This window comes from Curtobacterium sp. PsM8, assembly GCF_030433875.1.
Taxonomy (GTDB): Bacteria; Actinomycetota; Actinomycetes; order Actinomycetales; family Microbacteriaceae; genus Curtobacterium.
Map to the genome: position 1 here is coordinate 92,615 of NZ_JARUXD010000001.1, position 6,066 is coordinate 98,680.

At 70.8% G+C, this 6,066-nt stretch carries 6 protein-coding genes; 1 reads left to right on the forward strand and 5 read right to left on the reverse strand.

Features of this window, described 5'->3' with window-relative positions; genetic code table 11:
• Nucleotides 1–2: 2 nt before the first annotated feature.
• The 5 genes from QCD68_RS00380 to QCD68_RS00400 all read right to left on the reverse strand — a co-directional run bounded on the left by QCD68_RS00380 (nucleotide 3) and on the right by QCD68_RS00400 (nucleotide 4,757).
• The gene (locus QCD68_RS00380) at nucleotides 3–1,772 is read right to left on the reverse strand and encodes a peptidoglycan D,D-transpeptidase FtsI family protein (RefSeq protein ID WP_111075072.1); all 1,770 of its coding nucleotides are present in this window, start codon (nucleotides 1,770–1,772) and stop codon (nucleotides 3–5) included.
• A 34-nt stretch (nucleotides 1,773–1,806) separates the two neighbouring features.
• On the reverse strand, nucleotides 1,807–2,514 hold the full coding sequence (locus QCD68_RS00385) for a hypothetical protein (RefSeq protein ID WP_301221605.1): 708 nt from the start codon (nucleotides 2,512–2,514) through the stop codon (nucleotides 1,807–1,809).
• A 1-nt stretch (nucleotide 2,515) separates the two neighbouring features.
• On the reverse strand, nucleotides 2,516–3,469 hold the full coding sequence (gene rsmH / locus QCD68_RS00390; RefSeq protein WP_301221606.1) for a 16S rRNA (cytosine(1402)-N(4))-methyltransferase RsmH: 954 nt from the start codon (nucleotides 3,467–3,469) through the stop codon (nucleotides 2,516–2,518).
• A 104-nt stretch (nucleotides 3,470–3,573) separates the two neighbouring features.
• Nucleotides 3,574–4,005 carry a division/cell wall cluster transcriptional repressor MraZ gene (mraZ, locus tag QCD68_RS00395; RefSeq protein ID WP_111075069.1) on the reverse strand — a complete coding sequence of 144 codons (432 nt, stop codon included), beginning with the start codon at nucleotides 4,003–4,005 and terminating at the stop codon, nucleotides 3,574–3,576.
• A gap of 353 nt (nucleotides 4,006–4,358) precedes the next feature.
• Nucleotides 4,359–4,757 (reverse strand): DUF3040 domain-containing protein, encoded by a 399-nt coding sequence (locus tag QCD68_RS00400; RefSeq protein WP_301221607.1) that lies wholly within the window; start codon nucleotides 4,755–4,757, stop codon nucleotides 4,359–4,361.
• Between the two features lie 84 nt (nucleotides 4,758–4,841).
• On the opposite strand from QCD68_RS00400, the gene QCD68_RS00405 reads away from it, so the two are divergent.
• Nucleotides 4,842–5,960 carry a polyprenyl synthetase family protein gene (locus QCD68_RS00405; protein WP_290157567.1) on the forward strand — a complete coding sequence of 373 codons (1,119 nt, stop codon included), beginning with the start codon at nucleotides 4,842–4,844 and terminating at the stop codon, nucleotides 5,958–5,960.
• The last annotated feature ends 106 nt before the right edge of the window (nucleotides 5,961–6,066 follow it).

The window sequence follows — 6,066 nt, forward strand, 5'->3', positions numbered from 1 at the left end:
TCCTACCAGGTCGACGGGTAGGTCCGCGCCTGTGTCGTGGAGGGGGCGACTCGGTACTTCTCGAGCACCTGGGACATGAGTGTGCGGAACGCCGGAGCCGCTCCGCTCGACCACTTGGTGGTCTGCGGCTTCGTGAACGTCACCGTGACAACATACTGGGGGTCTTCGGCGGGTGCCATTCCGGCCACCGAGATGATACGGTCCGCGCCGTAGCCCTTGGCGCCGTCGGCGACCTCGGCCGTTCCGGTCTTCGCGGCGATGTTGTAGCCCGAGATCGGCTTCATGCCGACCAGGGTCCCGCCGGTCACCACGCTCTGCAGCATGTCGACCGTCTGGGTGGCCGCCGCGGCCGACACGACGCGCTTGCTCTGCACGTCGGGCGCGTCGATCGTCTTGCCGTCCTCGGTCTGGCAGCCCTTCACCATGTGCAGCGGGATCCGGACGCCCTGGTTCGCGAGCGTCTGGTAGATGCTCGAGACCTGCATGGCGGTGGTCGAGATGCCCTGGCCGAACATCGAGTTGATGTCGGTCTGCTTGTCCCACTGGGGGCTCGCGCCGTAGTTCATCGTCGGCTGACCCGGGTAGTCGATCGCGGGCTCGGGCTCGAACAGGCCGAACTCGCGCATCACGTCGTACCGCTGCTGGGTCGTCAGCTTGGAACCGAGCTCGGTGATGCCGACGTTCGAGGAGTCCCGGAGGATGCCGGTGAGCGTCAGGTTCTCGGTCGGGTGCAACTCGGAGTCATGGATCGTCCCGCCCCAGGGGAAGGTGCGCGAGTACGGCACGACCGCCTGGGTCGTCGGGCTCGCCAGGCCCTTGTCGATGAGGGCGGCGGCGATCGCGGCCTTGATCGTCGAACCGGGCTCGTAGGCGGCGGTCAGGGCGCGGGAACCGTAGGCCCCGGGGTCCTTCGTCGCGTCGACGTCGTTCGGGTCCACGGTCGGGTAGTCCGCGACGGCCAGGACCTCGCCGGTCTTGGCGTTCACCACGGTGGCGGTGGCGGACTCGGCCTTGAGCTGCTGGGCGGCGTCCGCGATGTCCTGCGACGCCATGTACTGCAGGTCGCTGTCGATCGTGGTGACGAGCGTCCCACCGTCCTTCGCGCGCTTCTGCGTCACGGTGCTGCCCGGCAGCTGCACGCCGTCCTCACCGCGCTCGTAGGTCTCGGAGCCGTTCGTGCCGGCCAGGCACTTCTGGTACGCCAGCTCGAGGCCGGCCTGGGCACCGTCGGTCCCCATGAAACCGGTCACGTTGCCGGTGGCCGCGCCGGTCGGGTAGGACCGGGCAGCCTGCTGCTCCGGGTAGAGCCACGGGACCTGCAGGGCACGGACGGCCTCGTAGTGCGCGACGTCGATGCCCTTGACCAGGTACGCGAAGTCGGACTTCGGGTCGGCCGCGATGTTCTTCTGCATGGTGGCGACGTCGCCGCCGGAGGCCTTTGCGATCGCGCTGAGGGCCTGGTCGACCGAGACGTCCTTGACGCGGGTGCCGCCGAGCTTGCCCTCGAACGACTTCACCAGGCGCGGCGAGGTCGTGATGTTGTAGCGGACCACGCTCTCGGCCAGCGCGGTGCCGTCACGGTCGACGATCGTCCCGCGCGTGCCGTAGAGCGTGACCGGGATGCTGCGCTTCGACTCGGCGGCCTGCGACAGCTCGTCGGCCTGTACGACCTGGATGTCGACCAGCCGGACCACGAACACCGCGACGAGCGCGATCACGGCGATCATCACGACGCTGTAGCGCAGTCGTCGGTTGCGGAGCGTCTTCGTCACGAGCGGCCTTCCCGGGGTGGTGCTGAGCCCTCGGTCACCGGGTCGTGGGTGCCTGGAGCTGGTTCGCGTCGGACTCTACGGAGGACTTCGCCGAAGGCTGGTCCGACGCGCTGGCCGTCCCCGCCTTCTCAGTGTCGGCGGCGGCGGGCGCAGCGGCAGCAGGCGCTGCTGCGGCCGGTGCCGGTGCAGCGGCGGCCGGAGTGGCCGGGCCGTTTTCCTTGCTCGTCGCGGTGTCGCCCGGCTTGGCGGCGAGCGGGACGTCGCCGAGCAGCGAGTTCGGGACCTGGTTCGCGGTGTTGCCGGTCGCCTCTTCGGGGGTGGCCGGGGTCGGCGTGCCGTAGACGGTGCCGGTCTTCGGGTCGAGGTACACCGGGGTCGAGTTCGCGATCATGCCGAGCGCTTGGGCGTTGCGGGCCAGGTTCTGCGGCGACTCGAGCACCTTGAGGCCCTCGGACAGAGACGCCTGGGTGCGGGTGAGCCCGGTCTGCTCGGTCTTCAGGGAGCTGAGCGTGTACGCGCCCTGGCTGAGCGCCATGCTGATGCCGAGCTGGGCCAGCAGCAGCAGGCCGAGGGCGGCGATCGCGACGATGGCGTACGCCACCCGGGGCCGCGCACGGCGCTGCGCCTTGGTCGGGGTGACCTCGACGAGTTCGGGACGCTGTCGCTCGGGGCGGACGGAGTCGGGACGCGGCGCGCGCGACGGGGCGACGACAGGGTCGACGAGTGCGAGGTTCGTGCTCATGTCACTTCCGGATCCGCTCGGCCGCGCGCAGGCGCACGGGGGTAGCTCGGGGGTTGGCGGCGCGTTCGGCGTCGTCGGCCTGTTCGGCGCCCTTGACGACGAGCGCGAAGGTCGGCGCGTGTTCGGGAAGTTCCACCGGCAGGTCGGCCGGGGCGCTCGAGGTGGTCCGTTCGACCAGCGCCCGCTTGACGATGCGGTCCTCGAGGGACTGGTACGACTCGACGACCAGGCGGCCGCCGACCCGGATGCGGTCGAGCGCGGCCGGGATCGCCCGCTCGAGGACGCTGAGTTCGGTGTTGACCTCGATGCGGAGCGCCTGGAAGACCCGCTTGGCCGGGTGACCCTGCCGCTGGATCGCGACCGGGGTGGCGTCGTGGAGCACCTGGACCAGGTCGCCGGACATCGTGAACGGTCGCTCGGTCCGACGCTCGACGATCGCCTTCGCGTACCGGCCGGCGAGCTTCTCCTCGCCGTAGCGCTGGAAGATCCGACGGAGTTCGCGCTCGTCGTAGTCGGCGAGGACCTCGGCGGCGGTGATGCCCTGCGTCCGGTCCATCCGCATGTCGAGCGGCGCGTCCTGGCTGTAGGCGAACCCGCGCTCGGCCCGGTCCAGCTGCAGCGAGGAGACACCGAGGTCGAACAGCACGCCGTCGACCGCGTCGATGCCCAGGCCGTCGAGCGCCTCGGGCAGTTCGTCGTAGACGGTGTGCACGAGGTGCACGCGGTCGCCGAAGCGGGCGAGCCGCTCCCCCGCGATGCCGAGGGCGTCGGTGTCGCGGTCGAGCCCGACGAGGGTCAGTTCCGGGAAGCGCTCGAGGAGACCGGCGGAGTGGCCGCCCATGCCGAGCGTGGCGTCGACGACGACCTTGCCCGGGCCCCCGAGCGTCGGCGTGAAGAGGTCGACGATCCGCTCGAGCATGACGGGGGTGTGCGGGAACTTCTCCGGTGCTGCCATGTGCGCCCCTGGACTCCTGGGCCGTGGGTCCGGATCCCCATCCATGCGACCTGACACCGGGGAAGGTGTGTCAGGGCGGACGGCTGGGAGTCTCGATCCACGGATCAGAAGATCCCCGGGATCACCTCCTCGTCGTTCTCGGCGAAGGCCTCTTCGGTCTCCGCGTAGTAGGTCTCCCAGGCACTGGTCGACCAGATCTCGGCGCGGTCACCGCTGCCGATGACCGTCAGGTCCCGCTCGAGCCCCGCGTACTCGCGGAGGTTCTGCGGGATGGTGACGCGGTTCTGCTTGTCGGGTTGTTCGGCGCTCGCTCCGGAGAGGAACAGGCGCATGTAGTCGCGGGTGCGCTTCGACGTCATCGGCGCCTGGCGGATCCGCTCGTGGAGTTCCTCGAAGGTCCTGGCGCTGAAGACGACCACGCACCGCTCCTGGCCGCGGGTCATGACGAGACCACCGGAGAGTTCGTCCCGGAACTTGGCGGGCAGGATCACGCGACCCTTCTCGTCGAGCTTCGGGGCATGGGTACCGAGCAGCACTCGGGGCCTCCCGTCAGCTCCACCGGTCTTCGTCTCGCCCCACGCTACTCCACTTCCCTCCACTTCGCTGCTCTGTTGCCCCACTCTCAGCCTCCGGCACCCCTTCTGGGGGCACCCACACCCCGCCGTGGGCCGCCCGATCCGCACAACCACGGCCCTCCCGTCCCGGTGGAGCGCAGTGGAGGGATCCGGGCGCGCGGAACACCGGTGTTCGTCGGTCACGCCGCGTCATGGAGCGGCGCGACCGACGAACACCGGTGTTTTGCCGCCCCGGGGGCGCCCCGGGGGGCGCCGGGGGCACGAAAAACGGGGCCGGCCTGGGAAGGCCGACCCCGTGGAGGGATGTGGAGGAGCTAGTCCTGCTGGTTGCGCTTGTCCCAGCGCTCGTTCATCCGGTCGATGAAGGAGCCGCCACCGGAACCGCGTGCCGGGCGGGGGCCGCCGCGGGCAGGTCGGGCGGAGGCGCCGCGTGCCGGTCGCGCGGTGGGGGTCCGACCTCCGGGCCGCAGGGCGAAGAGCACCCCGGCCAGCATGACGACGAAGCCCAGCACACCGATCAGGGGCTGCTTGATGACGAGCCCGAGGACGATCACGCCGACGCCGACGAGTCCGATCAGGACACCGATCGTGATCGCGGTGTACGTCGGACGGCCCTGGCGGCGAGTGACGCGCGCCACGAAGTCGGAGTCGTTCTGGTAGAGGCTCCGCTCCATCTCTTCGAGGAGGCGCTGCTCTTGCTCCGAGAGTGGCATCTTGGTTCCCTCTTGTTCCTGGGATCGACGCGGTGGAAGGGGTGGATCGATCTTACGACCGGACCACCCACTAAGGTAAGGACCGTGGCTGAGAGTACGCGATTAGTGGACCTCGTCTCGGCGCGGATCGATCGGGCTCTCGACGAGCAGCGCGACCGCCTCGCGGCGATCAGTCCCGACCTGGTCTCCTTCGACACGTTCGCACGAGACCTGTTGTCCGGCGGGAAACGCTTCCGGGCGCTGTTCTGCTACTGGGGCTGGCAGTCGGTGGCGGGCCGTTCGGGCTCGTTCGACCCGCTGTCGGAAGGCGCCCGGCAGACCACCGCCGAAGCGATCGTCACCGCCGCCGCCGCGCTCGAGGTCTTCCACGCCGCCGCCCTGGTGCACGACGACATCATGGACCGCTCCGACACCCGTCGCGGGCGTCCGGCAGCGCACCGCCGCTTCGAGTCGCAGCACGCCGACTCCGGTTGGGTCGGCGACCGCGCCCTCTACGGCACCAACGCCGCGCTGCTGCTCGGCGACATGCTCCTCTCGCTCAGCGACTCCCTCTTCGACGAGGCCCTGGCACTCCTCGACCCGGTGCGCGCCCGCGTCGTCCGCCAGGAGTTCCACACGATGCGCCTCGAGGTGACCGCAGGCCAGTACCTCGACATCCACGAGGAGACCGCCTGGCCGACCGTCGACGACGCCGAACAGCTCGTCCGGGCCCAGCGCGTCATCGTCTTCAAGTCGGCCAAGTACTCGGTCGAGGCGCCGCTGCTCATCGGGGCGCTCATCGCCGGTGCCAGTGCCAGCCAGCTCGACGGCCTGCGGTCGTTCGGCCTGCCCCTCGGCGTGGCGTACCAGCTGCGCGACGACATGCTCGGCGTGTTCGGTGACCCCGAGGTGACGGGCAAGCCCGCCGGTGACGACCTCCGCGAGGGCAAGCGCACCGTCCTCGTCGCCACGGCCCGCAAGTCCCTGCCGGTCGGCGCCCGCCAGCTGCTCGACGAGCTGCTCGGCGACCCGGACCTCGACGACGACCAGGTGCAGATGCTCCGGGCGACCCTCACCGACTCCGGTGCGGTCAGCGCGGTCGAGCGTTCCATCGAGCGGCACGTGCAGCGCGCGAAGGCCGCACTCGACGCGTCGCCGCTGACGCCGTCGGCGCGCGAGCAGCTCGCATCGCTCGCGGACACGGTCAGCCGCCGGTCCGCCTGACCCAGCGCACCCCGACGGACGGGGGGGCCCCGGGCGCCGGGGGGCCGGGGGGCCCGGGGGGGGGGGGGGGGGGCCGCCCCCCCCCCCCGGGGCGGCGGGGGCGCGC

Coding starts and splice junctions, on each gene's coding strand:
- QCD68_RS00400 (WP_301221607.1), bottom strand. CDS start 4,757: ATGCCACTCTCGGAGCAAGAGCAGCGCCTCCTCGAAGAGATGGAGCGG.
- rsmH (WP_301221606.1), bottom strand. CDS start 3,469: ATGGCAGCACCGGAGAAGTTCCCGCACACCCCCGTCATGCTCGAGCGG.
- QCD68_RS00385 (WP_301221605.1), bottom strand. CDS start 2,514: ATGAGCACGAACCTCGCACTCGTCGACCCTGTCGTCGCCCCGTCGCGC.